At 55.9% G+C, this 25,805-nt stretch carries 20 protein-coding genes; 16 read left to right on the top strand and 4 right to left on the bottom strand.

Features of this window, described 5'->3' with window-relative positions; translation table 11 throughout:
* Positions 1-12 precede the first annotated feature (12 nt).
* The 4 genes from FGQ86_RS00520 (at position 13) to FGQ86_RS00505 (ending at position 4,292) form a co-directional block, all read left to right on the top strand.
* Positions 13-1,122, top strand: coding sequence for a glycoside hydrolase family 172 protein (locus FGQ86_RS00520; protein WP_347562458.1), 1,110 nt, complete (start codon positions 13-15; stop codon positions 1,120-1,122).
* Positions 1,123-1,186: 64 nt separating this feature from the next.
* Entirely contained in the window at positions 1,187-2,680 is a 1,494-nt protein-coding gene (locus tag FGQ86_RS00515) for a glycoside hydrolase family 32 protein (protein ID WP_138302708.1), read from the top strand.
* A gap of 25 nt (positions 2,681-2,705) precedes the next feature.
* The gene (locus tag FGQ86_RS00510; RefSeq protein ID WP_138302707.1) at positions 2,706-3,671 is read left to right on the top strand and encodes a PfkB family carbohydrate kinase; all 966 of its coding nucleotides are present in this window, start codon (positions 2,706-2,708) and stop codon (positions 3,669-3,671) included.
* A 282-nt stretch (positions 3,672-3,953) separates the two neighbouring features.
* Positions 3,954-4,292, top strand: a complete 339-nt coding sequence (locus FGQ86_RS00505) for a hypothetical protein (protein ID WP_033124477.1) — start codon at positions 3,954-3,956, stop codon at positions 4,290-4,292.
* Positions 4,293-4,365: 73 nt separating this feature from the next.
* On the opposite strand, the gene FGQ86_RS00500 is transcribed toward FGQ86_RS00505, so the two are convergent.
* Genes FGQ86_RS00500 through FGQ86_RS00490 form a run of 3 tightly spaced genes read right to left on the bottom strand, consistent with a single transcriptional unit; the run spans position 4,366 to position 8,222 of the window.
* Entirely contained in the window at positions 4,366-6,447 is a 2,082-nt protein-coding gene (locus FGQ86_RS00500; protein ID WP_033124478.1) for an alpha-amylase family glycosyl hydrolase, read from the bottom strand.
* 60 nt (positions 6,448-6,507) lie between these two features.
* Positions 6,508-7,131 carry a response regulator transcription factor gene (locus tag FGQ86_RS00495; RefSeq protein WP_033124479.1) on the bottom strand — a complete coding sequence of 208 codons (624 nt, stop codon included), beginning with the start codon at positions 7,129-7,131 and terminating at the stop codon, positions 6,508-6,510.
* The gene (locus FGQ86_RS00490; RefSeq protein ID WP_138302706.1) at positions 7,128-8,222 is read right to left on the bottom strand and encodes a histidine kinase; all 1,095 of its coding nucleotides are present in this window, start codon (positions 8,220-8,222) and stop codon (positions 7,128-7,130) included. The genes FGQ86_RS00495 and FGQ86_RS00490 overlap by 4 nt, the downstream gene beginning before the upstream one ends.
* Before the next feature lie 132 nt (positions 8,223-8,354).
* On the opposite strand from FGQ86_RS00490, the gene FGQ86_RS00485 reads away from it, so the two are divergent.
* The 10 genes from FGQ86_RS00485 (at position 8,355) to FGQ86_RS00440 (ending at position 19,968) form a co-directional block, all read left to right on the top strand.
* Entirely contained in the window at positions 8,355-9,320 is a 966-nt protein-coding gene (locus tag FGQ86_RS00485; RefSeq protein WP_207742229.1) for an ABC transporter ATP-binding protein, read from the top strand.
* Position 9,321: 1 nt separating this feature from the next.
* Complete coding sequence (locus FGQ86_RS00480) at positions 9,322-10,455, top strand: ABC transporter permease (RefSeq protein ID WP_033124480.1); 1,134 nt, start codon at positions 9,322-9,324, stop codon at positions 10,453-10,455.
* On the top strand, positions 10,442-11,596 hold the full coding sequence (locus FGQ86_RS00475) for an ABC transporter permease (RefSeq protein WP_033124481.1): 1,155 nt from the start codon (positions 10,442-10,444) through the stop codon (positions 11,594-11,596). The genes FGQ86_RS00480 and FGQ86_RS00475 overlap by 14 nt, the downstream gene beginning before the upstream one ends.
* A gap of 63 nt (positions 11,597-11,659) precedes the next feature.
* Positions 11,660-12,844: an iron-containing alcohol dehydrogenase gene (locus tag FGQ86_RS00470; protein ID WP_033124482.1), complete on the top strand. Its 1,185-nt coding sequence runs from the start codon at positions 11,660-11,662 to the stop codon at positions 12,842-12,844.
* Between the two features lie 24 nt (positions 12,845-12,868).
* On the top strand, positions 12,869-13,819 hold the full coding sequence (locus FGQ86_RS00465) for an ornithine cyclodeaminase family protein (protein WP_033124483.1): 951 nt from the start codon (positions 12,869-12,871) through the stop codon (positions 13,817-13,819).
* A 3-nt stretch (positions 13,820-13,822) separates the two neighbouring features.
* Positions 13,823-14,200 carry a Rid family detoxifying hydrolase gene (locus FGQ86_RS00460; RefSeq protein WP_033124484.1) on the top strand — a complete coding sequence of 126 codons (378 nt, stop codon included), beginning with the start codon at positions 13,823-13,825 and terminating at the stop codon, positions 14,198-14,200.
* 49 nt (positions 14,201-14,249) lie between these two features.
* Positions 14,250-15,080 carry an Mrp/NBP35 family ATP-binding protein gene (locus tag FGQ86_RS00455; RefSeq protein ID WP_033124485.1) on the top strand — a complete coding sequence of 277 codons (831 nt, stop codon included), beginning with the start codon at positions 14,250-14,252 and terminating at the stop codon, positions 15,078-15,080.
* 247 nt (positions 15,081-15,327) lie between these two features.
* Positions 15,328-16,653 carry a putative DNA modification/repair radical SAM protein gene (locus tag FGQ86_RS00450; RefSeq protein ID WP_195639062.1) on the top strand — a complete coding sequence of 442 codons (1,326 nt, stop codon included), beginning with the start codon at positions 15,328-15,330 and terminating at the stop codon, positions 16,651-16,653.
* Positions 16,650-17,423: a TIGR03915 family putative DNA repair protein gene (locus FGQ86_RS00445; RefSeq protein WP_138302705.1), complete on the top strand. Its 774-nt coding sequence runs from the start codon at positions 16,650-16,652 to the stop codon at positions 17,421-17,423. Before FGQ86_RS00450 ends, FGQ86_RS00445 begins: the two co-directional genes overlap by 4 nt.
* A 127-nt stretch (positions 17,424-17,550) precedes the next feature.
* Positions 17,551-19,968: an ATP-dependent DNA helicase gene (locus tag FGQ86_RS00440; RefSeq protein WP_138302704.1), complete on the top strand. Its 2,418-nt coding sequence runs from the start codon at positions 17,551-17,553 to the stop codon at positions 19,966-19,968.
* Here FGQ86_RS00440 and FGQ86_RS00435 read toward each other — a convergent pair.
* Complete coding sequence (locus FGQ86_RS00435; protein WP_138302703.1) at positions 19,950-20,831, bottom strand: LysR family transcriptional regulator; 882 nt, start codon at positions 20,829-20,831, stop codon at positions 19,950-19,952. The genes FGQ86_RS00440 and FGQ86_RS00435 overlap by 19 nt on opposite strands.
* A gap of 94 nt (positions 20,832-20,925) precedes the next feature.
* Here FGQ86_RS00435 and FGQ86_RS00430 point away from each other — a divergent pair, with 94 nt between their 5' ends.
* Together FGQ86_RS00430 and FGQ86_RS00425 are read left to right on the top strand one after the other, a co-directional pair.
* Positions 20,926-21,645 (top strand): TIGR01906 family membrane protein, encoded by a 720-nt coding sequence (locus tag FGQ86_RS00430; RefSeq protein ID WP_033124489.1) that lies wholly within the window; start codon positions 20,926-20,928, stop codon positions 21,643-21,645.
* Between the two features lie 114 nt (positions 21,646-21,759).
* Entirely contained in the window at positions 21,760-25,560 is a 3,801-nt protein-coding gene (locus tag FGQ86_RS00425) for a phosphoribosylformylglycinamidine synthase (protein WP_138302702.1), read from the top strand.
* The last annotated feature ends 245 nt before the right edge of the window (positions 25,561-25,805 follow it).

Here is a 25,805-nt window from a genome sequence, read left to right as displayed (position 1 = left end):
AGGAGGAGAAATATGAAAATGTGGTTACCAGGCAGCATGGGAATGCTGCCTTATCTTTCGCAGGGAAGAAGCAGAGCAGTGAACGCTGAGAATCCTACAGGAGAAAAGGGAAGAGGCGGGATGAGGGAAAGTGTGCTGGGACCGTCCAGAAAGGGGAGCCCCTGTTTGAAAAACATAAGGCCCTATGAAGAGGTTATCCTAGGAGAGATGGAAGGACCGGGTGTTATAACACATATCTGGATCACTGTAGATCAGAAGACATCTCCGTCAGAGTGCTTTGTTCTGAGGGATCTGATTTTGAGAATGTATTGGGATGAGGAAGCAAGCCCATCTGTGGAGGTTCCGCTGGGAGATTTTTTTTGTTGTGGTTTTGGAAGAGAATGCTTGATCGATTCATCGGCGATCATTGTGGCACCTGCCCGCGGATTGAATTCATATTTTCAGATGCCATTCAGGAAAAAAGCAAAGATTACCATAGAAAGTCAACATGCTAATGTAATTCCGGAATTTTTTTATCAGATAGATTATGTGCTTTATGATACCCTTCCGCTGCAGACGAAATATTTTCATGCAAGCTGGAGACGGGAAGCGATTTCCAGAACAGGTGAAGATTACGTGATCGCAGACCGCATAACAGGCCAGGGATGGTATATAGGTACGTATATTGCTCTGTCAGTTCTGCAGAGATATTGGTGGGGAGAAGGCGAGGTGAAATTTTATATAGACGGGGATGACAGGTATCCGACTGTTTGTGGAACCGGGATGGAAGACTATTTTGGTGGTTCATGGAGTTTTGCCGTACAGGAGAATGGAAAGACTGTGGAAAAAACGTATAGTACGTCGTATCTGGGATATCCCTATTATTCGAATCAGGATGATTTCTCTAAAAGTCCATATTATAATGATGACTGTCCGCCTATGCGGGGGCTTTACAGATGGCATGTGTTGGATCCTATCTTTTTTGACGAGAATTTAAAAGTTACGTTGCAGCAGATCGGTTCAGGACCGGGCGGACTGTTTGAACGTCAGGACGATTTGTCAAGTGTGGCATACTGGTATCAGTCAGAACCTCATAAAAGTTTTGAGGAAATTCCGGATAGAGAAAAAAGAAAACCGAGATGAGGCGGATAAATGACGAAAAAACTGCGGCTTTATGAAATGGGATTAGCTATAGGAGCAAAAGAGAATGTCAAGAGAAATCATGCAGAAAAACATAGCCTGCGCCCAGGCGTATATCGACCAGAACAAGGAGAGTGTAAAACAGGGGCGGATGCGCCAGGACTATCATTTTATGGCCCAGACCGGATGGATCAATGACCCTAACGGGCTCATTTTCTACAAGGGGAAATACCACATTTTTTATCAGTATAACCCCTACTACGGACACTGGGATTATATGCACTGGGGCCATGCCGTCAGTGAGGATCTTGTCCACTGGGAGCATCTTCCCCTTGCGCTGGCGCCCAGCGAGACATATGATGACCACTACCGGGGAGGCTGCTTTTCGGGGAGCGCTATCGAGCACGACGGAAAGCTGTTCCTTATGTACACGGGATGTACGAACAATGGCAGCGGTTTTGAGCAGACCCAGTGTATCGCCTTCAGTGAAGACGGCATCCATTTTGAGAAATATGAGGGAAATCCGGTTCTCACAGCCCCGGAGGGAGTGCCAAAACATTTATTTAGGGATCCAAAAGTATGGAAAAATGACGGGAAATATTATATGATATGTGGAGCAAGCAAAAATAATCTTGCGCAGGCTCTTTTATATGTGTCTGAAGACATGCTCCACTGGGAATTTTTCAGTGTCCTTGCCCAGAGCAGGGGTGAATGGGGATACATGTGGGAGTGCCCGGATTTCTTTCCTCTTGGAGACAAATATGTGCTCCTTGTGTCACCTATGGGTGCGGGAGAGCGGACCTGTGTGTACATGGTTGGAGATTTCAGCTATGAGACAGGGAAGTTTGTCTGGGATGTCTCGGGAGAGGCTGACTGGGGATTTGATTTCTACGCGCCTCAGTCCTTTGTGGACGGGAAGGGGCGGCGCCTTGTCATAGGGTGGGCCAATGCCTGGGACTGGATGCCCTTCTGGAAGGACTGGGGTCCGGCCTACAGGGAAGGGTGGTGCGGATCCTTTGCCGTGCCGCGGCAGGTCAAAATGAACGCAGACCATACCCTCAGCTTTGAGCCTGTGGAGGAACTGGAGGTGCTTCGCGGAGAGGAAACTGTGCAGGAGAATGTGCTTGTGGAAGGCGGGAGAGAGGATATCCCGCTGCAGGACGGATACGCCTATGAGCTGAAAATGGAAGTGGACCTGAAAGAGACGACAGCCAGCGCATTTTCTCTTTTGCTGCGCTGTGATCAGGACAGGACCAGGCAGACAAAGATTACCTTTGACCTGAAGGGACAGCACATGTATTTTGACAGAAACAAAGCGGATGGCTGGAGCAGAGGTGTCAGCCACAGCCCTCTCAGACTGAAGGAGCCGGGGGTGTTCTCTGTCCACATATTTGTGGACACCAGTTCCATTGAAGTGTTTGCGGAGGATTACAGGACCAACCACAGCTGTAATGTTTTCGCTGACCGGAGCCAGGATAAAAATTTTCTGTCCGTTCCTGCCGGAAAATTAAAAATACGCTCAATGCAGACATGGTCCCTCAAAAAGACGATGGACTGCTGATACATGCAGAACAGGAGGAACGAGAATGGAGACAAGATACGATGTGGTGGCGCTCGGAGAACTTTTGATCGACTTTACAGAGAATGGCCTGAGCGGCCAGGGCAACCCTCTGCTGGAGGCGAATCCCGGGGGAGCTCCCTGCAATGTGCTGGCCATGCTGAACAGGCTGGGGAAAAAGACAGCCTTTATCGGCAAGGTAGGAAATGACCAGTTCGGAAAGATGCTGAAGGAAGTGGTGGAGGAAAGCGGTACGGACGTGTCAGGCCTTGCCATGGATGAACAGGTACACACGACACTGGCATTTGTGCACACATTTCCGGACGGGGACAGGGAATTTTCCTTCTATCGGAATCCGGGCGCTGATATGATGCTGACAAAGGAGGAGGTTGACCCGGAGCTGATCAAAAAGGCCAGGATCTTCCACTTCGGAACTCTTTCCTCCACCCATGCAGGCGTGAGGGAGGCCACACGCTATGCTATTGACGTGGCGAAGGAGAACGGCCTTCTCGTCTCCTTTGACCCGAACCTGCGGGAGCCCCTTTGGGAAAGCCTGGACCAGGCGAAAGAGGAGATCCTGTACGGCATGTCCAAGTGTGACATCCTGAAGATCTCGGACAACGAGATGGAGTTCATGACCGGAACGACAGACTACAATAAAGGCGTGGAGATGCTGCGGGAGCAGTTTGACATCCCCCTTATCTGTGTCACTCTCGGAAGAGAGGGAAGCCGCGCCTTCTACAAGGATATGATCGTGGAGGCGGCCCCCTTTGTGAGGGAGGACACCATCGAGACGACAGGAGCGGGGGACACCTTTGAGGCCTGCACCCTGAACTACATCCTGCAGCACGGCCTGGAGGATCTGACAGAGGAGAACTTAAAGGAGATGCTCACCTTTGCCAACGCGGGCGCTTCCATCATCACCACGAGAAAGGGAGCCCTGAAGGTTATGCCGGAGAAAGAGGAGATCGAGAAGGTTATCCGGGAGAGATAAGACCGGACTTAAAATGAAATAAGAACAGCGCAGGATGCGTGCCTAAATAGAGGAAAGGCGTGCAGCTACGCTGTTTTTTGTTGACAGAAGACATAAGCTGATGTAAGCTTGGAGTATCTTCTTTTTTGAGGAAACATTTCTTGAACCGCATCGTTCAAAAGCGGTTCCCATTCATATCTGACGTATCGGGCATATCTGCCGGATTACCCGGAAATGATGAAAAATTTATGTAAAAGTTGCACGGAGGGAAGAAACTGTATTATACTGACAAGGAGGAGAGGGATGGACCTGATCGTGCGGGCCAACTGGGACAGGATGAAGGAGGAGAAGGAAATGTGCGAGGCGTTGAGAGAGTTGTTTGCAGATGAGCTGCAGGAGTCGGAGGAGAGAGGAAAAGAAAAGGGGAAGGAGCAGGGGGAGGAGACAAAGCTTATATCACTGGTCTGCAAGAAAATCAGGAAAAACAAGGCAGTATCAGTCATAGCGGAAGAGCTTGAAGAGCCGGAGGAGAAGATAAGTCTTATCTGCGAGACGGCCCGCCGGTTTGCCCCGGACTATGACGCAGACCAGATCTACGCAGTCCTTGCCAAAAAAGAGACAGAGGAAGTGAAGAAACCGTAATAGACGGTCTGCATGTATATTTGAAACGATATTTTGCCCACACAGCAGCCTGTGTGGGCTTTTTCTGGTGTGATCATCGGCCTACAAGGACAATGACAGACCGCGCTCCGATGAGCAGACTGTCCCCTGCCAGCACAGGGAGGGGGTCCTCAAAGAGGATATGCTCCTCGTCTCCGGTGTTGACCGCGATGTGCCAGTGGAGGCCGCCGGGGAGGTGGGGCAGGGTCATGCTGTGGGCCTCCCAGTGCACATTGATCGCCAGATAGACAATGTCGTCCCTGGACTTGGACGAATCGTAGCCCGCAAAGAGGACGCCGGCCACCCCGTTTCCGTCATCCCGGGGCGCTTCCCAGGGCTCCTCCGAGTGATAGCTGATGTCCGGCAGGGTGTAGCGGCAGCTCCTGGCAGATCCCCGCAGCACCGGGTGCTCCCTGCGGAAGTGGATCATGTACTGGAAGAAGCGGAAGATGTCCTGGTGCTTTTCCAAAAGGGACCAGTCCAGCCAGGAAATCTCGTTGTCCTGGCAGTAGGGGTTGTTGTTCCCGAACTGGGTGTTGCAGAATTCGTCTCCCGCAAAGAACATGGGCGTGCCCCGGCTGCACAGGAGGACAGCGCAGGCGTTGCGTATCATCCTCATGCGCAGGGAGAGGACCTCCGGGTCGTCTGTCTCGCCCTCAGCCCCGCAGTTCCAGCTCCGGTTGTCACCCGCACCGTCTGTGTTGTCCCAGCCGTTTGCCTCGTTGTGCTTCTCGTTGTAGGAGTACAGGTCGTAGAGGGTGAAGCCGTCGTGGCAGGTGAGGAAGTTGACGGAGGCGTGGGTGCCCCGTATCTTGGGGTCGTAGATGTCCGGGGAGCCGCTGATCCGCTGCAGGGCCGCGGAGGTGTGGGAGATGCCTCCTTTCAGGAAATCTCTCATGTCATCCCGGTATTTTCCGTTCCACTCGCTCCAGCGGTTGAAGGAGGGGAAGTTGCCCACCTGGTAGAGACCGCCTGCATCCCATGCCTCCGCGATCAGCTTTGTGTTTCCCAGGAGCGGGTCAAAGGCCAGACTCTTGAGGAGCGGAGGGTGCTCCATGGGTGAGCCGTCCTCGTTGCGCCCCAGGATGGAGGCAAGGTCAAAACGGAAGCCGTCTATCCTGTAGGAGGTGACCCAGTAGCGCAGGCAGTCCAGGATCAGCTGCTGCACCACCGGGTGGTTGCAGTTCATGGTGTTGCCGCAGCCGCTGAAGTTGTAGTAGCAGCCCTCCGGGGTGAGGAGGTAGTACACGTTGTTGTCAAAGCCTTTAAAGGAGAAAATGGGACCGTTCTCGTTTCCCTCCGCCGTGTGGTTGAAGACCACGTCCAGGATGATCTCAATGCCGTTGTCGTGGAGCTCCTTTACCAGCTCTTTCAGCTCCAGCCCCTCCCGGTTGTACTCCACGTCAGCGGCGTAGCTGGTGTTGGGGGCAAAGAAGCTGACCGTGCTGTAGCCCCAGTAGTTGAGGAGCTCTTTCCCGTTGTAGGTGCGCTTGTCCATGAGCTCGTCGAACTCGAAGACAGGCATCAGCTCCACCGCATTGACGCCCAGGGCCTTCAGGTAGGGGATTTTTTCTTTTACGCCCAGGAAGGTGCCGGGGGCGGACACATCCTTTGCCATCTTTGTGAAGCCGCGCACGTGGAGCTCGTAGATGACCAGGTCCTCTATGGGGGTGCACAGCTGGGGCGCCACGCCCCAGTAGAAGTTGTTTTTTACCACCCTGGCCCGGTAGCCCTTCTCCAGCACCTTCTTCCCCCAGGTGCTCTGGCCGGTGATGGCCTTGGCGTAGGGGTCGATGAGGATGTTTTTCTTGCTGAACAGAAGGCCCTTCTCGGGGGCCCAGGGACCGTCCAGGCGGAAGGCGTACTCGAATTCCTCCACGTCCAGGCCGAAGACGATCATGGAGAAGACATTTCCTATCTTGTAGTTCTCCGGGATAGGGAGGACGGCGTAGGGCTCCTCCGCCTCCCGATGGTAGAGGAGGATCTCGCAGGAGGTGGCGCTTTGGGAGTGGACCGTGAAGCTGACTCCCGACGGGATGGCCCAGGCTCCGAAATACTGGTAGAGGCCCGGGCGGACGCGAAATCCATTGATAGTTGCAAGCGGTTCCATGTGGGCTGGTAAGGTTTCTTTGATCATAGCTGCCTCCTTTGTCTGCTGTGTTGTCTGTTGTGTTGTCGGGTGTGTGGAGTGGACGGGTTACTGCAGGTGCTGGTAAAAAAAGACGGCCAGCTGGGTGCGGTCTCTGAGGGAGAGCTTTTCCAGCAGGCTGCTCAGGTAGTTCCTCACGGTTCCCTCCCCCAGGAACATGCGGGAAGCGATCTCCCTGTTGCTGTGTCCCTCCGCCACCAGACTGATGAGCTGATACTCCCTGTCTGTGAGACCGTACTCCTCACGCGGAAAAGCTTTCTCTTTCTGGAGAAGCCCCGGGATGCGGGACATGATCTCCGTGCCGAACACGGTCTGGCCTGTCTGCACGGCCCGCAGGGCGGGCAGGATACTGCTGTAGTCGGCTTTCAGGAGATATCCTTTGACCCCGCAGCGGAGGGCCTGGATGATGTACTCGTCGTCTGAAAATGTGGTGAGAAGGAGGATGCGGGCTCCCGGATCCTCCGCGAGGACAGCCTTTGAGGCCTCCAGGCCGCTCATGCCCTCCATGCGGATATCCATGAGGAGCACGTCCGGCCGCAGGGCTCTGTAGAGGGAGAGGGCCTCCCGGCCGTCGCTCCCTGTCCCTGTGACCGTGACATGCGGGTCTGCCTCCAGTATGGTCTTCAGCGCTGTGGTCACGAGCGCGTCGTCGTCAATGATCACTATATTCATATAGATTTCCTTTCTGTCATGTCTTTTGCCGCTGCCTTTGGGACAGAGGCGTGGATGGAAAATCCCTGCTCTGTGTTAAACTGGATGACGCCGCCCAGGCAGCGGATCCGCTCCTTCATGTTTGAGAGCCCCATGCCGTCCGTGAGAGACAGAGGGGCGGAGGTGCCGTTGTCCTGGATGCACAGCCGGTAGAAGCCGGGGTGCTCCCGGAAGGAGACGGTGACCCTGGAGGCATCGCTGTGGCGTATCACATTGCTCAGGGCCTCCTTGCAGATCATGATCACACTGTATTTTACCTCCCTCGGGATGGACAGCCCTGCCTCGTAGGAGAGGGAGGCGCTGCAGAACTGAAAATCCCGGATCAGGTCCTCCATCGCCTCCTTCAGGCTGACAGAGTCATCCCGCAGGTCGTGGACGCTGCGCCGGATGCTTGTCATGGCGGTGTGGAGGGTGTCCTCCAACTCCTCCAGCGGTCTGTCCAGAGCCCTGTCCTGGCTAACCGTGCGGATAGCCCCTGTCATGAGGATGGAGCGGGAGAGCATATGTCCCACATTGTCGTGGATCTCCCTGGCGATCCGGTTCCGCTCTTTCAGGGTCGCGGTGTACACCTGGTAGTCCTGGTTTTCCAGCAGGGCCCTGTTTTTTTCTTCCAGGAGAAGATTTCTCTCCATGCCTGTGTCCCTGGCCGCATGGACCTCTTTTTCCAGGCGCAGGCCCTCCTGCGTCCGCCTGGCAAGGAGCAGGGCGGCCAGGCAGAAGCACAAAAGAAAAGCGGCGGGCCTGGGGCTGGCAGCGGGGACGTGGAAGGCTGCGGGCAGGAGGCACAGGGCAAAGAGAAGGGGGCTTTTGCAGGTGCAGACGGTGTACAGCACAGGGGGCAGGAAGATAAGCTGCCAGGGCGTAAGGAGAGCGGAAATAGTCCAGCAGAGAAAGGCGGGGATATATACGGATTTCCGCGGAAAGAGGAGGACGGCGGAAAGGCAGATCAGGGTTACCAGGAAGCCGGTGACGGCCCAGGTCAGGTCCTGACAGAAGAGGGTCAGGGACAGGGAACAGACAAACAGGAGAAGGCAGTCGCTCAGTCGTTTCATCAGGGGCCTCCTTTCTTTGGGATGGATAAAAAATGACAATTGTCATTCGGTCTGCTGACAGGTGACACTATCATTATAGGACGGAAACTTTTATACTACAAGTGAAATCAAAAATGAGAGAGGGAGGTCAGTATGGAGGAGAAAACCATTGTCAGTATACACAATCTGGTGAAGAGATACGGGGATGTGCTGGCTCTTGACCATCTGGATCTGGAAATAAAGAGAGGGGAGATATACGGCCTTTTGGGGCCAAACGGGTCGGGGAAGACCACGGCCATCAACTGCCTGCTGGCTCTCCTTGGATATGACAAAGGGAGCATCCGGGTCTTCGGAGAAAAGATGGAGCCGGACAGCTATGAGAGCAAGAGGAGGATCGGCGTGGTCATGCAGAATGTGGCCGTCTTCGAGGAGCTGACCGTGCGGGAGAACATCGACTATTTCTGCAGCCTGTATGTGAAGGACAAAAAGCGGCGCAGGCAGCTTGTGGAGGAGGCGGTCCGCTTTACCGGGCTGGAGGACCATCTGAAAAAATATCCCAAAAAGCTTTCCGGGGGACTTCTGCGCAGGCTGAACATCGCCTGTGGCATCGCGCACCGGCCGGAGCTGATCCTCATGGATGAGCCCACGGTGGCGGTAGACCCCCAGAGCCGCAATCACATCCTGGAGGGGATAAAAAAGCTCAATGAGCAGGGCTCCACCATCATCTACACATCCCATTACATGGAGGAGGTGGAGAAGATCTGCACCAGGATATCCATCATGGACCGGGGCCGCATTCTGGCCACAGGCACAAAGGAGGAGCTGAAGGCCATGATCGGCACCGGGGAGACCATCACGGTGGAGACAGGCGGAATGACAGGAGAGCAGGTGGAGGAGGTCAGGCTGCTCCCGGGCGTGGTGTCGGCAGACTGCCAGGAGGGAGTCCTGCGGGTGCAGTGCACCCAGGGGGCGGGCAACCTGACAGGGCTTCTGCACAGGCTGGAGGAGGCGGACATTCCCTTCGGAAGGGTCTGGTCCCAGCCCCCCACGCTGAACGATGTGTTCCTGGAGATCACGGGAAAGAGGCTCAGGGACAGAAAGGAAGAGGAGGAGGGATAAAATGGGAACCTATCTGAAATACAGATTTCTCACCCTTGTGCGGGAGAAGTCCTTTATGTTCTGGGCCCTTGCCTTTCCGCTGATCCTGGCAGTCCTCTTCTACGTGTCCTTCGGCAATCCGGCAGGGGATGGCATGGGAGAGAAGATGCAGTCTGTGCCGGCCGGCGTGGTGGTCACGGAGGAAAACCCTCCTTTCTCTGCCTTCCTCGAAGCCCTGGACGGGGACGTGATAGAAATAAAAGAGTATGAAGACAGCCAGGAGGCTTTCGCCGCGCTGCGGGAAGGAGATGTGACAGGCGTCTTCACCGTAAAGGAAGAGCCGGAGCTGACAGTGGACGGCTCCGGGCTTGCACAGAGTATCCTTGGGGAACTCATGGAGGGGTACGAGCAGCAGGCGTATCTCCTTGCCCGGGCAGCCAAAGACCACCCGGAGGGAGTGGAACGAGCTGCCGCGGCCGCACTGGAAGCGTCCGAGGAGAGCGGGGTGCGGGAGGTGAGCCTTGGAGGAAGGACCACCAATACAGGGGTGCAGTATTTCTTTGCCCTCATCGCCTTCTCCTGCCTGTCCGGCGCCTATCTTGGCATCAAGACGTGCTGCGACGGGCAGGCCAACCTGTCTGCCCTGGGAGCCCGCCGGAGCGTCTCTCCCATGCACAAGCTGAAGGGGATCCTGGCGGATTTTGCCGTGCTGATCCTTCTCCACTATGCAAATGTGCTGGTGCTGACCGGATTTATATGGCTCGTGCTGGGAGTGGACCTTGGCAGCAGCCCGGGATGGGTCCTTCTTGTGGACCTTGCGGGGACCCTGATCGGGGTGGGCATTGGCATCCTGACAGGGAGCATCAGCCGTTTTTCCTTCTCCATCAAGATGGGGCTTTGTGTCTGTGCGACCCTGTTTCCCTCCTTCCTGGCAGGGCTTATGTTCGGGGACATGAAATATGTCATAGAGACCCGCTGCCCGGTCCTTGACCGGATCAACCCTGCGGCAGTGCTGAGCGACGCCTTCTACTGCCTGGCGGTGTACGAGGACTATGACAGACTGCTGGAGGATATGGCGATCCTGGGAGGCATGAGCATCCTCTGCATCCTCCTGGCCTTCGCCGCAGTGAGGAGGGAACAGTATGACAGTATTTAGAGGATTTATCAAGCTGGCGCTCCGTCAGCTCCACATGCTGCTCCTGTATGTGGCTGTCTTTGTGACTATAGCTGTTATTGTCCAGCTCTCCCTGAGAGAGGAGGGGACGGATACCTTTGAGATGACCTCCCTGCCTGTGGCCGTGGAGGACCGGGACGGGGGAGCGGCGGCAGAGGGGCTGAAGGAATACCTGGGACAGATCCACCGTGTGACGGAGTGGGAGGGGGACCTGACGGGTCTGCAGGAAAAAATGTTTTACAGGGACATCTACTATTTGGTGAGGATACCGGAGAACTTTGAGGCTGCCTGCCTTGCGGGGCAGGAGAAGCTGGAGGTGACCAAAATCCCGGGGACGACCAGCGCTTACTATGTGGACAGCCAGATCAGCGCCTGGCTTCGGGAGATGAAGGCCATGCTGGCAGCGGGATACGGGACCCAGGAGGCCTGCGCCCTTGTGCTACAGGCCCAGAGCGGGGCCGGCTCTGTCCGGATGCTGGACGAGAGCGGGTACGGGGGAGAGCCGGCGCCCCACGCCTTTCTCTTTCAGTATCTGCCCTACATGGTCCTCTCGATCCTGTGCTACGGGGCGGCCTTTATCATGATCGCCTTCAGGAAGGAGGAGGTGAGGCGAAGGCTCCTTGTATCCCCTGTGCCCAGGCTGCGTCAGAACCTGGAGCTGATGGCCGGATATCTGGTCCTGGGGGCGGCTGTGTGGGTGATCTCCCTGATCCTGCCGGTCACCCTCTACAGAGGTGACTTCCTGTCAGACGGAAATCTTCCCTATTATATGGCAAATGTGACCGCCCTGGTCCTGGTCAGCCTCTCCATCGCCTATGTGATCGGCATGCTGGTGAAAAACGCGGACATAGTGAACGGTGTGGTCAATGTGGTGACCCTGGGCATGTGCTTCCTCTGCGGTGTCTTCGTGTCTATGGATGTCCTGGCCGAGGGGGTGAGGCGGGCGGCGTCATTCCTGCCTGTGTACTGGTACGAGACTGTGAACGGGATCCTGTCGGACCACGCCTCCCTCACGGCCGGCCAGAGGGCGGAGGTGCTGCAGGGACTGGGGCTCCAGCTTCTCTTTGCGGCGGCCATCTTCGGCGTGGGGATGGCGGTGAGCAGATACCGGGAGACCGATTGAATTTGAGGCCTCCTTATGTTACAATCTTTAGAGTACGATTGGAGCGTAAGGAGGTCTTTTATTATGAAAAATTTTGTGCAGTACGCACCCACGGAGATCGTATTTGGAAAGGATGCGGAGAAGGAAGCCGGGCGGCTTGCCAGGAAGTGGGGCGGGGATAAGGTCCTCATCGTCTACGGGGGAGGAAGTGTGAAAAAGAGCGGTCTCCTGGACCGGGTAAAGGCGGAGCTTGCGGACGCAGGTGTGGCCTTCCAGGAGCTGGGCGGTGTGAAGCCAAACCCACGCCTGGGCCTTGTCCGGGAGGGCGTGAAGATGGCGGTGGATCTCGGGGCGGACCTGATCCTTGCTGTGGGCGGAGGCAGTGTTATTGACACGGCTAAGGCTGTGGCCATCGGTGCCGCGGATCCTTCTGTGGACGTGTGGAGTTACTGGGCCGGGGAGAGACAGGTGCAGGCGGCTCTGCCGGTGGGTGTCATCCTCACCATCTCCGCAGCGGGCAGCGAGACAAGTGACTCCGCTGTCATCACCAACGAGGAGACCGGCAAGAAGGCGGGAATCAACACGGATTTTAACAGACCGAAGTTTGCCATCATGAACCCGGAGCTTACATACACCCTGCCGAAATACCAGCTCACCTGCGGCATCGTGGATATCATGATGCACACGCTGGAGCGGTATTTCACGCCGGTGGACGGCAACATGCTGACCGATGAGATCGCAGAGGGACTCTTAAGGACCATGATCACCTGTGGGAAAAAGGCATATGAAGACCAGACAGACTACGATGCCATGAGCGAGATCATGTGGTGCGGCAGCATTTCCCACAACAATCTGACAGGACTTGGTCGTCCCAAGGATTTCCTCTGCCACAAGCTGGGTCATGAGATCGGAGGCATGTTCGACGTGGCGCACGGGGCGACTCTGTCGGCTATCTGGGGAAGCTGGGCCAGATATGTGTACAGGATCGATCCGTCCAGATTTGCCCGCTATGGAGAAAAGGTGTGGGGCCTCAAAGAGGAGGATGATGAGAAGGCGGCTCTGGCGGCCATCGGGGCGACGGAGGACTTTTTCCGGTCCCTTCACATGCCCACATGCATCGGAGAGCTGGAGATCGGCGTGCAGCCCGACGAGGTGCTGCGGAAGCTGGCGGACAGCGCCACAAAGGGGAATACCATCCAGCTGGGCTCCTTTAAAAAGATAGACGCCGAGGACGCCTACCAGATTTACAAGGCTGCCAACCACGACTGATAAAGACAAGAGAGGTAAAACGGTATGATTTTTTTAGGGAAAGAAGAGATTGAGAAGCTGGTAGATCCAAATGAGATCATGGACCAGATTGAGGAGGCCTACCGGATTTTCGGGGCGGACGCCTACTACATGCCGCCCCGACCGGTGATCGAGCACGAGAACAAGACGCTCATCTACATGCCCTGCTTTACGGAGAATGTCATCGGCACAAAGATGCTGACCATTTTCCCGGAAAATGCGAAGCTGGGACTTCCCTCCCTGGACGGGCTTGTGATCCTGAACGACAGGACCACAGGAGCGCCCCTGGCTATCATGGACGGCCAGGCTGTCACCGCCTGGAGGACAGGAGCCGTGGGCGGCGTGGGGATCCGCCATCTGTCCAGAAGGGACGCCCGTACAGTGGGCATCGTGGGGGCCGGAGCACAGGGCTTCCACCAGGCCGTGTACGCCTGCGCGGCCAGAAATATTGAGACCGTGTACATCTGGAACCACAGCGACCGGGACCTGACGGATTTTATGGACAGGCTGAAGAAGACTATTGCGGACCCGGCGGTGAAAGTAGTACAATGTAAGACAGTGGAAGAGCTTGTGAAAGCCAGCGATATCATCTGCACCGCCACCCCCTCTGAGGAGCCTGTGCTCCCCAATGACAGGGAGCTGCTGGAGGGCAAGTGCATCATTGCCATCGGATCCTACACTCCCAAGATGCGGGAGATACCTGACGTGATCTGGGATCTGGTGGACAAGGTGTACATCGAGCTGCCCTACGCCTGCGAGGAGAGCGGGGATCTAAGCCAGCCCCTGGCAGAGGGACGGCTCACCATGGACCGGGTTGTTCTTATGGACAAGTTCCTGGCGTCCGGGGCGGACGAAGATGAGATCGCGGGGAAGACCACGTATTTTAAATCTGTGGGCATGGGTCTTTTTGACGTGTGCGTGGCACAGAAATTATTGGAGAAGGCAAAGGAGAGATAAGAAATGAAATTAGTAGCGACAGAGAAGGCACCAAAGGCACTGGGACCCTATTCACAGGGATATATTTACAACGGCGTATTCTACGCGGCGGGACAGATCGCCATCAACCCGGCTACAGACGCGGTTGAGGCGGACACCATCGAGGGACAGACAGAGCAGGTGTGCAAGAACATCGGCGAGCTTCTTGCGGCAGCAGGAACAACCTACGACAAGGTCATCAAGACAACCTGCTTCCTGGCAGACATGGGAGATTTTGGCGCATTTAACGAGGTGTACGCAAAATATTTTACATCCAAGCCGGCCAGAAGCTGCGTGGCTGTGAAGACCCTTCCGAAGAACATGCTGTGCGAGATCGAAGTCATCGCAGCAGTGGAAGAGTAGAAGAAGCGGTTTCAGCTGAGGAGACCAATAGAAAAGAGGTAGAGTAAAAATGGCAGAGCAGCAAAACGGGTGCTCCCCCTCCGACTGTGCGGGGTGCGCCCATGCAGACTCCTGTGGCAGCAAGCCCCAGGATATGAGGGAGCCGGCGAACCCGTTTTCCCATGTAAATAAAGTGATCGCCGTTGTCAGCGGAAAGGGCGGCGTGGGCAAGTCCATGGTGACGGCCTCCCTGGCAAGGATCATGCGGGAGCAGGGCTTTTCCGTGGGAATTCTGGACGCAGATATCACCGGACCCTCCATCCCGAAGATGTACGGTATCCATGAGACAGCAAAGGGGAGCGACGCGGGTATCTTCCCCAGCGAGGCAAAGGACGGCACGAAGATCATGTCCGTCAATCTCCTCCTGGAGCATGAGTCTGACCCGGTGATCTGGAGAGGCCCCATCATTGCGGGAGTGGTAAAGCAGTTCTGGACCGATGTCATGTGGGGAGAGCTGGATTACCTCTTCGTGGATATGCCTCCGGGAACAGGGGACGTGCCCCTCACTGTGTTCCAGTCCCTTCCGGTGGACGGCATCGTCATCGTCACCTCCCCTCAGGATCTGGTGCAGATGATCGTGGACAAGGCCTGCAACATGGCCCGGCAGATGAATATCCCGGTGCTTGGCATTGTGGAGAACTACAGCTATCTCGTCTGCCCGGACTGCGGGAAGAAGATCTCTGTGTTCGGCGAGAGCCACATCGAGGAGACCGCCCGGCAGCTTGGCGTGCCGGTTCTCGGCAAAATGCCCATTGACCCCAGGCTGGCGGAGGCTGTGGAAGAAGAGAAATTCTATGAGGCGGACAACCAGTATCTGGCGGACGCGGTGAATAAATTATAGTCAATTCGTAAATGCAGACGTAATACTTTTCAAAAGTATTACGTCTGCATTTACGTTTATTGGTGCATAATTGTGTATCAGGATCTGGGGAAAAATGATCAAACTGGTGCATAATTGTGTGTAACATGAGGAAAGGGATCCCCTAAAGGCGGACGAAGGAAATAAGCAGGCACTTGACAGGTAGAACATATGTTTGTATACTAAAAACAAACATATGTTCTTATTTTTGGAGAGGGGAGGAATAGATGTGGAAATCCAGCAGTCTATGTCCATAGCTGAAAAACTGAAAATACTGACAGACGCGGCAAAATACGACGTGGCGTGCACGTCCAGCGGAACCCAGCGCAGCAATGACGGCACCGGTATAGGAAGCTGCGCGCAGGCGGGGATCTGCCACAGCTTCTCCGCGGACGGGAGATGTATCTCCCTGCTGAAGATCCTGTTTACAAATGAGTGCATCTATGACTGCAAATACTGCATCAACCGGAGGGACAACGATGTGCCCAGGGCCTCTTTTACGCCGGACGAGATCTGTACGCTGACAATGGAGTTTTACAGGCGCAATTATATAGAGGGACTTTTTTTGAGTTCCGGCGTGCTCAAAAGCCCGGACTATACGATGGAGCTGATCTATGCGGCCCTGTACAAGCTGCGGACAGAACACCGCTTTCAGGGGTATATCCATGTGAAGGCCATCCCCGGCACAAGCCAGGAGCTGCTGGAGAGGCTGGGATTTCTGGCGGACAGGATGAGTGTTAACCTGGAGCTGCCCACGGCAGAGGGACTGCGTCTCCTTGCGCCCCACAAGACGAGAGAGAGGATCCTTGCGCCCATGCGGCTTGTGCAGAACAGGATGGAGGAGAACAGGCAGGAGATACAGCTCTACCGGAACGCAAAGAGGTTTGTAACTGCCGGTCAGAGCACCCAGATGATCATAGGCGCCACGCCGGAGACGGATTTTCAGATTATCCATGTGGCGGAGGCCCTGTACAAAAAGTTCGGGCTGAAGAGAGTGTTCTATTCCGCATTTGTCCATGTAAACGAGGACGCATCCCTGCCTGCCAGGACGGGGCAGGGGCCCCCGCTCCTTCGGGAGCACCGGCTGTATCAGGCAGATTTTCTGCTCCGATACTATCATTTTCAGGCAGGGGAGCTCCTGACGGAGAAAGACCCTAATTTTAATGTGTTTCTCGACCCAAAGTGCAACTGGGCTCTGCGGCATCTGGATGTTTTCCCTGTGGAGGCCAACACGGCGAAATATGAGCTTCTGCTGCGGGTGCCGGGCATTGGATACAGATCGGCGGCCAGGATCGTGAAGGCCAGGCGGTATGGGAAGCTGGACTTTGGGGATTTAAAGAAAATGGGGGTGGTTCTTAAACGGGCGCTGTACTTCTTGACCTGCAGCGGGAAGATGATGTATCCGGTAAAGATTGAGGAGGATTACATTACGCGGAACCTTCTGGACGAGAAGGAGAGACTGCCTGAGGGGGCGGACGGCATGACCTACAGACAGCTCTCTCTTTTTGACGATGTGAGATTTGGCGTCATGGCAGAGAAAGGAGGCACTATATGAAAACCATTTACATCTGTACGGACAGCATTACAGGAATTTTCTCTGCTGTGCACGAGGCGTGGAAGGACCGGCGCCGGGAGGGGGCCAGCGGCATCGCCATCCGGGGCAGCGTGGAGCCGGAGCTGTTCTGTGAGTACAGGGAGATAGGGGAAAATGAGAGCAAGGTGGAGGCGGTGGAGAGGATGATACTCACCAACCTTGGAAGGAATGTCTACCGTCATATTTATTATGCGGCGCTTTCCAGGGATGAAGAGAAAGGAGAGGCAATCCTGGGGACGCTGCTGGCGGCCCGGAAGCTCAGGCAGCCTCGAAGGATTATGGAACATTTGGGGAGCCCTGCCGTGGAAAAGGTGTTTGAGCTGAGCCGTAGCGTGGGGAATGAGGCACACCTGCTGACGGGATTTGTCCGCTTTCGGGAGCTGGAGAACGGGATACTCTTTTCAGACATCACACCGAAAAACCGGGTTCTTCCCTGCCTGGGGGCTCATTTTCAGGAGCGCTTTCCCATGGAGAACTGGATGATCCGGGATAAAAACCGCGGCATGTTCGTCGTCCACGAGGCGGGAAAGCGGTGGGTTCTTGTACAGGAGGATCCGGGAGTGAGGGGGGATGAGGGCTTTTTACGTCTCTCCGATCAGGAGGAAACGATGCAGGTGTTGTGGCGGGAGTTCTGCGACACCATTGCCATCAGGGAGCGTGAAAATCCCAGATGCCAGAGAACCCACCTGCCGCTCCGCTTCCGGCCCAACATGACAGAATTTGCAGGATAGTGTGAGGCAGACAATTTTGCAAAATAGTCAGATAATATTTCCGCGCCATACACAATACCCCGCCAGTTGGTTTTATTTCGGACGTAACATTATTGAAAAGTATTACGTCCCCACTTATAATAGACCTATGGAAAAGCAACTGATCAAAATTTCGGTCCGGGCCCTGGTGGAGTTCATCCTCCAGAGCGGGGATCTTGACAATCGAACTGCCTCGGCGGACAAGGAGGCCATGCAGATGGGGGCCCGACTCCACCGGAAGATCCAGCGGCAGATGGGGAGCATGTACACGCCGGAGGTGTCCATGAAATGCCAGGTGCCCTACGAGAAGTTCATCCTCCAGGTGGAGGGGCGGGCGGACGGCGTCATGGACACGGAGGAGGGGCTGGTCATCGACGAGATCAAGGGGATATTCCGGGATGTGAACGCCCTGGAGGAGCCGGTGCCGGTGCACCTGGCCCAGGCCAAATGCTACGCCTTTATCTACGGGGACCAGCATGAGCAGGAGAAGATGGGCGTGCAGATGACCTACTGTCATCTGGAGACTGAGGAAATCCGTCGTTTCCGGCAGGAGTACACCACAGAGGAGCTGAGAGAGTGGTTTTACGGCATCACGGACGCCTACGAAAAGTGGGCTCTCTTCCAGGTGGAGTGGAAGGAGAAGCGGAACGCTTCCATAAAAAAGGTGGAATTTCCCTACCAGTACCGGGACGGGCAGAAGAAGCTGGCGGCCGCTGTCTACAGGACCATTGAGAGACAGAAAAAGCTGTTCATCCAGGCTCCCACAGGGGTGGGAAAAACTATGGCCACTGTCTTTCCGGCTGTGAAGGCAGTGGGGGAGGGACTGGTGGACAAGCTCTTCTACCTGACCGCCAAGACCATCACCAGGACTGTGGCCCAGCAGGCCTTTGACATACTGAAGCAGCCCGGCCCGGATGGGCCCGCCGCAGTGGGGCCCGCTGCAGTGGAGGAGGGGGATACGGCTCTCCAGTACAAGGTCATCACCCTGACGGCAAAGGAGAAGATATGCTTCTGCGAGAAGCCGGAGTGCAATCCGGACTACTGTCCTTACGCCAAGGGACATTTTGACCGTATCAACGATGCGGTCTATGACATGATCACCACCTCTGACGACATGAGCCGTCAGGCGGTGGAGGAGCAGGCGAAGAAATGGCAGGTGTGCCCCTTCGAGCTGGGTCTGGACCTGTCCCTGTGGGCGGACGCAGTCATCTGCGACTACAACTATGTCTTTGACCCCAACGCGAAGCTGAAGCGGTTTTTCGGCGAGGGGGTGAAGGGGGACTACATCTTCCTCATTGACGAGGCCCACAACCTGGTGGAGCGGGGGCGGGAGATGTTCAGCGCCAGCCTCTGCAAGGAGGACGTGATGAAGGTCCGCCGCCTTGTGAAGACGAGGGACGTCCGGCTTGCCCGGCAGCTGGAGGACTGCAACCGCCAGATGCTGGCCCTGAAACGGGAGTGCGACGGCTGCCAGGTGCTGGAGAGCGCCGGGGGCATCTACCTGAAGCTTCTGTCTGTCATGGCTGAGATGGAGCGGTATCTGGAGGAGTGCAAGGAGGAGGACGTCCGGGAGGAGGTGTTGAGCCTCTACTTTGAAGTGCGGATGTTTGAGACCATCTATGAAAAGCTGGACGAGAACTACATGATCTATTCCGAAATTGACGGGGAGGGAAAATTCTTTGTCCGCCTGTTCTGCGTCAACCCGGCGGTCAATCTGAACGAAGCTCTGGAAAAAGGGGTGAGCACCATCTTTTTCTCCGCCACCCTCCTTCCCATCCGCTATTACAGACAGCTCCTCAGCACAAAGACGGACGACTACGCGGTCTACGCCCAGTCTACCTTTGCCAGGGAGAACCGGCTCCTTCTCCTTGGAAATGACGTGAGCACCCGGTACACCGCGAGAGGGGAGGCCACCTACCGGAAATACGCCTCCTATCTGCTGGAGATGGTGCAGGGGAAAAAGGGAAACTACATGGCCTTTTTTCCCTCCTACAAGTTCATGGAGGAGGTCTACGACCAGTTCCTCCTCCTGGCCGAAAAGGAGGGGAGCAGCGCCCAGTGCGTGATCCAGGCCCCCTACATGTCGGAGGAGGCAAGAGAGATCTTTCTGGAGGAATTCGAGGAGGAGAGGGAGGAGAGCCTCCTTGGCTTCTGCGTCATGGGGGGCATCTTCTCCGAGGGCATCGACCTGTCCAGAGACCGTCTCATCGGCGCCGCCGTGGTGGGCACCGGCCTGCCCCAGGTGTGCCGGGAGCGGGAGCTTTTGAGGGAATACTTTGACAAAAAGGGCCTCCGGGGCTTTGACTATGCCTACGTCTACCCGGGCATGAACAAAGTCCTCCAGTCCGCGGGGCGGGTCATCCGCACGGAGGAGGACAGAGGTGTGATCCTCCTTCTGGACGACCGTTTCCGGGAGCCCAGATACAAAGAGACCTTCCCCAGGGAGTGGGAAGGTCTGGAACTCTGCAATGTGAAAAATGCCGGCGCGAAGATGCGGGCCTTCTGGGATCAGACCTCCTCGAAGTAATCGAGAAAGGCGGCAGCGGCCCTGGAAAGAGGGATGCGGGTGCCCCGGACAGCCAGCAGCTCCCGCGGGGGCAGCTCCTCCTTGGTGTGCACGACAAAGAGATTGTCGTCCTCCCGGGGGATGCAGTAGTCCGGAAGAAAGGCGATGCCCAGGCCGATCCTGGCCAGGTCGATAAGCAGGTCGTTACTGCTCAGCTCCACCTCCGGCACAAGGTCCAGGTGGTGCTGCTGGAACTGGCTGTGGAGAAACTCGCTTGTGGTGCTCTTCTTGTCCAGCATCAGGATGGGGTACTCCAAAAGCTCCGAAAAGGAGAGGCGGCGGCCCTTCAGGTCCGCGAAATCCCGGTTGGCAAGAAAGACGTCCCGGAACAGCTTGATCCGCTTTACGGTGGCGGCGCTCCCCAGGTAGGCGTTGGGCGAGTTGACCACGATGAAGTCCACCTGCCCTGATTTCAGGAGCTCCACGCTCTGGATGGAGGTGGCGTTGGTCACCTTGATGTGGGCCCTGGGAAATGCCTCGTGGAACCGCTTGATGTAGGGCACGAGAAAATACCGGCAGATGGTGTCGCTGGCGCCGATGCGGATCTGTCCCCCGGTGGAGGCGGACTCCATGAGCTGGGCCTCCCCCCGCTGGATCAGGTTCATGGCCGGCTCCACGTGGCGCAGCAGGATCTCCCCCTCCGGCGTCAGCTGGACCCTCTTTGTGCTCCGGATGAAGAGCACCTGGTCCAGCTTTCTCTCCAGCGTCTTGATGGACTGGCTCACCGCTGACTGAGAGATGAAGAGCTGCTTGGAGGCCTCGGAAAAGCTCAGGGTCGAGGCCACATAGTAAAACACTTTATATAATTCATAGTTAATATCCATGATAAGTCCTCCTAATAAAAATCATTTGTATTATAGGGGAAAATCAGGGAAATTACAATCAAAAAATGAGACAACAAAAAAGAGGGATTGCTTTATGAAAAAACTGCATCATGTACTGGCCGTGGCAGCTATGCTCCTGCTTGTTGTGGCCCTTCTGATCACCAGCTTCCAGCTGGCCATATACGGCGACCCAGGCTACGGGTTTTACGAGAGAGAATACGAGAAATACCATGTGGCGGAAAGCCTGGACATGGAGATGGGGGATGTCATGGACGTGACGGAGAAAATGATGGATTACCTCATCGGCAAGAGGCCGGAGCTCTCCGTGATCACGGACGTGGACGGGCAGACACAGGATTTCTTTAACGAGCAGGACCGGCTCCACATGGCGGATGTGAAGAACCTGTTCCTGGGCGGGCTGACCCTGCGCTGGGTGCTCCTTATTACTGCGGCTGTGTTCATTGCTCTGCTCGTAATTCTGAAGGGGGACTGGAGGCGTATCATCCCCAGGGCCTACTTTATCGCCCTTGGTATCTTCCTGGCGGCGACAGTCCTGCTGGGAGTTCTTTTTGCCTCGGATTTTACAAAATATTTCACCATCTTTCACGAGATCTTTTTCACCAATGACCTGTGGATTTTTGACCCGGCTACAGACTACATGATCCGGATGCTGCCGGAGGGATTTTTCTACGATATGGTGATGAGGATCGGAGGATTTTTCCTGGGCTTTCTTGCGGCCTTTCTTGCGATTTTCCTCGTGTGGCGGCATTTTTTGGGCAGAGGGCAGCAGGATGAGGACAGACAGGGAAAATAGATAAGAAATACTTATAAAAATCTTTAATTTTATTAACTTTACTAATAAGAAACCTCATGTTATGATAAAACCAGCGTATCATAAAATCAACATATATAAAATGGAGGAAATTTTATGGGCAATGTAAAACGAGTATATGTGGAGAAAAAACCGGAGTATGCGGTTCAGGCAAAGGATCTCTTCCACGAGATTAAGAGCTATCTGGGCATAAGCGCTCTTACGGGTGTGCGGGTGCTGATCCGCTACGACGTGGAGAACATCTCGGAGGAGACCTTTGAGAAGGCCTGCAGAGGCGTCTTTGCGGAGCCTCCGGTAGATATTCTGTATAAAGAGACCTTTCCGGCAGCGGAGGGGGCCAGGATCTTCTCCGTGGAGTTCCTTCCCGGCCAGTTTGACCAGAGAGCGGACTCTGCCGTGCAGTGCGTGCAGTTTATAAAAGAGGATGAGAAGCCGGTGATCCGCACCGCCACCACCTATGTGATCGAGGGACAGCTGACGGACGAGCAGTTTGAGGCTGTCAAGCACCACTGCATCAACCCGGTGGACTCAAGAGAGACAGGCATGGAGAAGCCGGAGACGCTGGTGACAAAGTTTGACGAGCCGGCCGATGTCATCATATTTGACGGCTTTAAGGATCTGGAGGAGGAGAAGCTGCGGGAGCTCTACGACTCTCTCGGGCTTGCTATGACCTTCAAGGACTTCCAGCATATCCAGAACTATTTCAAGGGGGAGGAGGACAGAGACCCCTCCATGACGGAGATCCGGGTGCTGGATACCTACTGGTCCGATCACTGCCGCCACACTACCTTCTCCACAGAGCTGAAAGACATCACCTTCGGAGAGGGAGATTACAGAAAGCCGATCGAGGACACCTACCGCCAGTATGCGGCGGACCATGAGGAGATCTTCAAGGGCAGAGACGACAAGTTTATCTGTCTGATGGACCTGGCTCTCATGGCCATGCGCAAGCTGAAGAGGGAAGGAAAGCTTGAGGATCAGGAGGAGTCCGATGAGATCAACGCCTGCAGCATCGTTGTGCCGGTGACCGTGGACGGCGTGGAGGAGGAGTGGCTTGTGAACTTCAAGAATGAGACCCACAACCACCCCACAGAGATCGAGCCCTTCGGAGGAGCTGCCACCTGTCTTGGCGGTGCCATCCGGGATCCCCTCTCAGGACGTACCTACGTGTACCAGGCCATGCGTGTCACGGGAGCGGCAGACCCCACTGTCTCCGTGAAGGACACGATGAAAGGGAAGCTTCCCCAGAAGAAGCTTGTCCGCGAGGCGGCCCACGGCTACAGCTCCTACGGCAATCAGATCGGACTTGCCACCGGCGCTGTAAAGGAGATCTACCACCCCGGCTATGTGGCCAAGAGAATGGAGATCGGGGCTGTCATGGGAGCGGCTCCCAGACGCGCCGTGATCCGTGAGACCTCTGATCCGGGAGACATCATCATCCTTCTTGGCGGGCGCACCGGCCGGGACGGCTGCGGCGGCGCAACAGGTTCCTCCAAGGTGCACACAGAAGAGTCCATCGAGACCTGCGGCGCGGAAGTGCAGAAGGGAAATCCGCCCACAGAGAGAAAGATCCAGCGCCTCTTCCGCAGGGAGGAAGTGAGCCGCCTCATCAAGAAGTGCAACGACTTTGGAGCGGGCGGCGTGTCCGTGGCTATCGGAGAGCTGGCAGACGGACTGCGGGTGGACCTGGACAAGGTGCCCAAGAAATACGCGGGACTGGACGGGACAGAGATCGCCATCTCCGAGTCCCAGGAGCGCATGGCTGTGGTCCTTGACCCGGCTGATGTGGAGACCTTTATGGGCTACGCCAAAGAGGAGAATCTGGAGGCCGTGCAGGTGGCTGTGGTGACAGAGGAGCCAAGGCTTGTCCTTGTGTGGAGAGGCAAGGAGATCGTGAACATCTCCAGAGCCTTCCTGGACACAAACGGCGCCCACCAGGAGACCAGCGTGGCTGTGGACATCCCGGACCGTGCGGACAAGGTGCTGACGGACCAGGTGGAAGTGGGAGATGTGAGGGCCAAATGGCTGGAGACGCTGGCGGACCTGAACGTGTGCTCCCAGAAGGGGCTTGTGGAGATGTTCGACGGCTCCATCGGAGCCGGCTCCGTGTTCATGCCCCACGGCGGAAAATATCAGATGACAGAGACCCAGGCTATGGTGGCAAAGCTGCCTGTGGCAAAGGGAGACTGCGATACAGTGACTATGATGAGCTACGGGTTTGACCCCTACCTGTCAAGCTGGAGCCCCTACCACGGAGCTGTCTACGCTGTGACAGAGTCGGTGGCCAAGATCGTGGCAGCAGGCGGCGACTACCGGAAGATCCGCTTCACATTCCAGGAGTACTTCCGCCGCATGACAGAGGATCCACACCGCTGGAGCCAGCCCTTCGCGGCTCTTCTTGGAGCCTACGCGGCTCAGCTGGGCTTCGGTCTGCCCTCCATCGGAGGAAAGGACAGCATGTCAGGAACCTTTGAGGACATCGACGTGCCGCCCACACTTGTGTCCTTTGCCGTGGATGTGGCAAAGGAGAAGGACATCATCACCCCTGAGCTGAAAAAAGCGGGAAGCAGGCTTGTGTGGCTGCGCATCCCCAAGGATGAGTACGACCTGCCCGTCTATGAGAAGGTGATGGAGCAGTACGGAAAATTTGCGGAGGACATCAAAGCCGGAAGGATCCTCTCGGCCTACGTGCCGGACCGCCACGGCGTCATCGCCGCTGTCAGCAAGATGGCCTTTGGAAACGGCATGGGCGTGAAGATCGAGCACAGCATGGATCCAAGAGAGCTCTTTGCCCCCGCCTTCGGAGATCTGGTGGCTGAGGTGCCGGATGGCAAAGTGGGAGAGCTGCAGATCACCTACACGGTCATCGGCGAGGTGACAGGCGACAGGGCCTTCTCCTACGGCGACGCGGTCATCGGCCTGGACGAGGCGGAGAGCGCATGGACAGGCACCCTGGAGAAGGTGTTCGCCACCCGGTCCGGCGCCCAGGATGGCCCCACCAGCTGGTTTGTAAAGTCTGAGAAGAAAGAGGACGGAGAGCTTAAGGAGGACGGCTGCTTCCACGCCTCCAGGGTGCATATCTGCAGCCACAAGATCGCGCAGCCCACTGTGTTCATTCCTGTCTTCCCGGGCACCAACTGTGAGTACGACAGTGCGAAGGCATTTGAGAATGCCGGGGCAAAGGTGATCACCAAGGTGTTCAGGAACATGGACGCAGCGGACATCGTGGACTCTGTGGACGTGTTTGAGAAAGCTATCAGCCAGGCCCAGATCATCATGTTCCCGGGCGGCTTCAGCGCGGGCGACGAGCCCGACGGCTCCGCCAAGTTCTTCGCCACTGCCTTCCAGAACGCCAAGCTGAAGGAGGCGGTGGAGAAGCTCTTAAATGAGCGGGACGGCCTTGCCCTCGGCATCTGCAACGGCTTCCAGGCCCTCATCAAGCTGGGACTGGTGCCAAACGGAAAGATTACAGGGCAGACAGACAACTCGCCTACACTGACCTACAATACCATCGGGCGCCACATTTCCAAGATGGTGTACACAAAGGTGGTGACAGACAAGTCGCCCTGGCTCGCGAATGCCCGGCTTGGCGGCGTCTATGTCACTCCGGCTTCCCACGGAGAGGGACGCTTTGTGGCGCCTGCCAAGACCATTGCCCGGCTTTTCGCAAACGGCCAGGTGGCTACCCGGTACTGTGATCCGGAAGGAAACATCTCAAACGACGAGGAGTGGAACGTGAACGGCTCCTACTTTGCCATCGAGGGCATCACAAGCCCGGACGGAAGAGTACTGGGCAAGATGGCCCATGTGGAGCGCCGGGGCCGGAGCGTTGCGATCAACATTTACGGAGAACAGGATCTGAAGATCTTTGAGTCCGGCGTGGAGTACTTTAAATAGAACACATGGATAAAAATGCATTTTCACAAGTGCAATGTTGCAAAGTTTCTGTAAAAAAGTACTAAACACAGCTTGAAATGCAGGAATGAAAGTATAAAGTTGCAGAAAAATCATAAAAAATGCAAAAAATACTTGTGTTTTGCCCCGGAATATTTTATTCTGTTAAAGAGGCAAAGAGGTCTAGTGAAGAGCAGGCTTATGCCTGCTCTTTTTTATGGCTTCCGCCTGATAAGAAGATCAAGGAG

It is taken from the genome of Clostridium sp. BSD2780061688st1 H5 (assembly GCF_005845155.1).
Taxonomy (GTDB): domain Bacteria; phylum Bacillota; class Clostridia; order Lachnospirales; family Lachnospiraceae; genus Claveliimonas; species Claveliimonas intestinigallinarum.
This window is presented reverse-complemented; position numbering and strand designations above follow the sequence as displayed.

Excerpts from the sequence above, each read along its gene's own strand:
- FGQ86_RS00520 (WP_347562458.1), top strand. The coding sequence starts at position 13 with ATGAAAATGTGGTTACCAGGCAGCATGGGAATGCTGCCTTATCTTTCG.
- FGQ86_RS00515 (WP_138302708.1), top strand. The coding sequence starts at position 1,187 with ATGTCAAGAGAAATCATGCAGAAAAACATAGCCTGCGCCCAGGCGTAT.
- FGQ86_RS00510 (WP_138302707.1), top strand. The coding sequence starts at position 2,706 with ATGGAGACAAGATACGATGTGGTGGCGCTCGGAGAACTTTTGATCGAC.
- FGQ86_RS00505 (WP_033124477.1), top strand. The coding sequence starts at position 3,954 with ATGGACCTGATCGTGCGGGCCAACTGGGACAGGATGAAGGAGGAGAAG.
- FGQ86_RS00500 (WP_033124478.1), bottom strand. The coding sequence starts at position 6,447 with ATGATCAAAGAAACCTTACCAGCCCACATGGAACCGCTTGCAACTATC.
- FGQ86_RS00495 (WP_033124479.1), bottom strand. The coding sequence starts at position 7,131 with ATGAATATAGTGATCATTGACGACGACGCGCTCGTGACCACAGCGCTG.
- FGQ86_RS00490 (WP_138302706.1), bottom strand. The coding sequence starts at position 8,222 with ATGAAACGACTGAGCGACTGCCTTCTCCTGTTTGTCTGTTCCCTGTCC.
- FGQ86_RS00485 (WP_207742229.1), top strand. The coding sequence starts at position 8,355 with ATGGAGGAGAAAACCATTGTCAGTATACACAATCTGGTGAAGAGATAC.
- FGQ86_RS00480 (WP_033124480.1), top strand. The coding sequence starts at position 9,322 with ATGGGAACCTATCTGAAATACAGATTTCTCACCCTTGTGCGGGAGAAG.
- FGQ86_RS00475 (WP_033124481.1), top strand. The coding sequence starts at position 10,442 with ATGACAGTATTTAGAGGATTTATCAAGCTGGCGCTCCGTCAGCTCCAC.
- FGQ86_RS00470 (WP_033124482.1), top strand. The coding sequence starts at position 11,660 with ATGAAAAATTTTGTGCAGTACGCACCCACGGAGATCGTATTTGGAAAG.
- FGQ86_RS00465 (WP_033124483.1), top strand. The coding sequence starts at position 12,869 with ATGATTTTTTTAGGGAAAGAAGAGATTGAGAAGCTGGTAGATCCAAAT.
- FGQ86_RS00460 (WP_033124484.1), top strand. The coding sequence starts at position 13,823 with ATGAAATTAGTAGCGACAGAGAAGGCACCAAAGGCACTGGGACCCTAT.
- FGQ86_RS00455 (WP_033124485.1), top strand. The coding sequence starts at position 14,250 with ATGGCAGAGCAGCAAAACGGGTGCTCCCCCTCCGACTGTGCGGGGTGC.
- FGQ86_RS00445 (WP_138302705.1), top strand. The coding sequence starts at position 16,650 with ATGAAAACCATTTACATCTGTACGGACAGCATTACAGGAATTTTCTCT.
- FGQ86_RS00440 (WP_138302704.1), top strand. The coding sequence starts at position 17,551 with ATGGAAAAGCAACTGATCAAAATTTCGGTCCGGGCCCTGGTGGAGTTC.
- FGQ86_RS00435 (WP_138302703.1), bottom strand. The coding sequence starts at position 20,831 with ATGGATATTAACTATGAATTATATAAAGTGTTTTACTATGTGGCCTCG.
- FGQ86_RS00430 (WP_033124489.1), top strand. The coding sequence starts at position 20,926 with ATGAAAAAACTGCATCATGTACTGGCCGTGGCAGCTATGCTCCTGCTT.
- FGQ86_RS00425 (WP_138302702.1), top strand. The coding sequence starts at position 21,760 with ATGGGCAATGTAAAACGAGTATATGTGGAGAAAAAACCGGAGTATGCG.